Origin of the sequence: Pseudarthrobacter sp. NKDBFgelt, from assembly GCF_046097905.1 — a bacterium.
Classification (GTDB): Bacteria; Actinomycetota; Actinomycetes; order Actinomycetales; family Micrococcaceae; genus Arthrobacter; species Arthrobacter polychromogenes.
Genome location: NZ_JBJURL010000151.1, coordinates 1 through 2649 on the forward strand (window position 1 = coordinate 1; position 2649 = coordinate 2649).

Below are 2649 nucleotides of genomic sequence, written 5' to 3' on the forward strand. Positions count from 1 at the left end.
CGTTGAACCTGCATGAACCCTCCCGCGATCCCGTGTGATGGACAGCTTCAGATAAGCACCTCCATCACGCGGAACTGTGCGGTTACGGGCCTCGTGCTGCACGTCAAAGACACCCCGGTTCCGGCCCCAGATAAGCTGGATGAACAGCGGGTCGTAGCCGGCCTCGATCAGATGAGTGACGTACGAGTGCCTCAGGGTGTGCAGGGTCAGTTCCTCCGGCAGGCCGGCGATCGTCCGCACCCGCTGAAAAGACCGGTCGAAGTTGCGGAAAACAGTGGAACCAGAGCGCTCCGAAGGCCACAGGCTAGCGGACCGGTCAGCGGTCGGGAAACGTTTCCGGCCGTCAGGGGAGAGCCAGTGCTCAAGGAGCCCAACCACCCAATCGAACTCGGGAACCGTCAGAACGGTGCGCCGTCGGGGTCCGGAACCCTTGGTTCCCTTGGCCCACCGCACCTGGAGTGCCCCGAAGCGGCCGAACTGCTCGACGTGCGGATTGGGACCAAAATCGACGTACTCGAGCATCACCAGTTCGCGCCGCCGCAGCCCGTATGCATAGCCCACCTTGAACGCCGTCGAGTCCCTGAATGCTGGCAGCCAGCGTTTGGAACCCTTGGCGAACTCTGTGTCGACCAGGTCGTCGGCAGCGTCGAAGAACGTCTGCAGTTCTGTCCGGGTGAACGCCCGGCGGCGTGCCGGCAGGGCATCGTCCGTCGTGTGTCGTGGCGAGTTCCACTCGAACACGACCTGCACCGGAATGTCCGCGAAGACCCGCTCACAGAACGTGGCCCAACCGTAACGCCCGTCCGTTAGATAGGAACAGAAAGCCCTGATGGCCCCGGAGTTTGTCCTCAGGGTTGATAACGCCAACCCTTTCTCTGAGCTGCGGCGGTCTGCCAGAAATTCATCCACGTGATGCGCCGACCACGTCCACGGATACTCGTTCGCGTGCTCCTGGAACTTCTGGATCGTCCCGCATGAGCTCTTGATGTACGACGTCGACAGACCGCGAGCCAGCATCTGTGCACGCCAGCCATCCACCATCGCCTCGAAGACTCGATCCTCGGCACGCAGCAGCCCGACATTCGCGTTGGTCAGAAAGGCCGGAATCCGCCCAGATTCGATACTCACTGAGCTAACTGTACGCAAAAATCTCTCATCTAATGAGAGACTACGTCACTGTGCCGCGGCGTCCCGCGCAAACGCTGACTTCCAGCAATCGACGTCAATTGGTCATTGCACCGCACTGACCTGCGCAAACATCAAAAAACAGGATGAGACGAGTTCTCTAATCTACTTCTACTCGTCCTACTCAAACGCCGATAATGAAGATTATGTAAAGCTGTACTCTGCGTATTGCATCAGATGAATCAATCCACCCCGATCCCCTATGGTTGCTTGGCTCGGCTCCTGAGCCTCGAATTCCGCGGATTTGTAGGCGGTGCTCGGCTGATGCGCAGTCACGCAAGCCGCTCCAAGCGGACCAAAGCGTCGGCGCTTGAGCGTCCCTGAAGGGCGTTTGACCTGCGGTTTTGCGCTGATGATGCATTTAATGAATCATTGATTCAGTTATTGAATGTGGTTTGAGGGCGACTTTGGGAGCGAACTGTGGCGGTTGACGGGTCCGGGCGCGTGCTGCAGTTGAATGCCGTTTCGTTGCTGCATCCCGAGGAGCAGACGCTCGAGGACATGTTCACCGGCTGGCGCAACCAGCAGCTCTCCCGGAATCTGCAGTTCGACACGATCGACAAGGGAATCGCCAGTGTCCGCAGGTTCGTGAACCATGTGAACGAGTTTCCGTGGAACTGGGCGCCGGAGCATGTAGAGGAGTACTTCGGTGATCTCCGCTCGATCCGTCAGCTGAAGCACTCCACCGTCCGCGGCTACCAGTCAATGCTCCGCCGTTTCTCGTCCTACGTCTCGAACCCCGATTACGGCTGGGACAGGGTCTGTGAGCAGCGTTTCGGCACGCACCCGTCCCAGGTCTTCTTCGACTGGAACACGGCAACCCACACCCAGGAGTACGAAGGACAGCCGTCGAAGAGGCCCTTTACCAAGGCCGAGTTGCAGATGCTGTTCGATCATGCGGACGACCAGGTCGAGCTCATTGCGGCGTCAGGCAAGAAGGGCTGGAAGGCAGCCTATCGGGACGCCGTCATGCTGAAAATCACCTACTCGTACGGGCTGAGGTTCAACGAGCTGCGTCACCTGCAAACCGTCGATTTCGCAACCAACCCTCAGGCGCGCAGGTTCGGAAAAGCAGGTGTTTGCAAGGTCCGGTTCGGCAAGTCACGCAAGGGTTCCCCCTACAAACCTCGCAGCGTCCTGACCGTCTTCGACTGGAGCGCTGGCATCATCGAGGACTGGCTCGCCAACGGCCGGGGAACTCTCGACACCCTGGATCTTTTCCCCAGCGAACGCGGCGGCCTGATCTGTGAATCAACCCTGCTGCGTCGGCTCCGGCGCTACCTGAACGAGCTGGACCTGCCGCTGGAGGGTCTCGATCTGCACTCCCTGCGCCGCAGCTATGCGACGCACCTGTTGGAGGACGGATGGGATCCTAGATTCGTGCAACTTATCTGGGGCAGGAACCGGGGTGTCTTTGACGTGCAGCACGGGGCCCGTAACCGTGCAGTTCCGCGTGATGGAGGT

Annotated in this window: 2 protein-coding genes; one reads left to right on the forward strand and one right to left on the reverse strand. The window is 59.8% G+C overall.

Going from position 1 to position 2649, the window contains the following annotated elements:
* On the reverse strand, window positions 1–1128 hold a 1128-nt coding region (locus ACKAE7_RS20725; RefSeq protein WP_408980189.1), incomplete at its 3' end, for a tyrosine-type recombinase/integrase.
* Between the two features lie 477 nt (window positions 1129–1605).
* On the opposite strand from ACKAE7_RS20725, the gene ACKAE7_RS20730 reads away from it, so the two are divergent.
* The coding region (locus ACKAE7_RS20730; RefSeq protein WP_408980190.1) for a tyrosine-type recombinase/integrase at window positions 1606–2649 on the forward strand (1044 nt) is incomplete at its 3' end.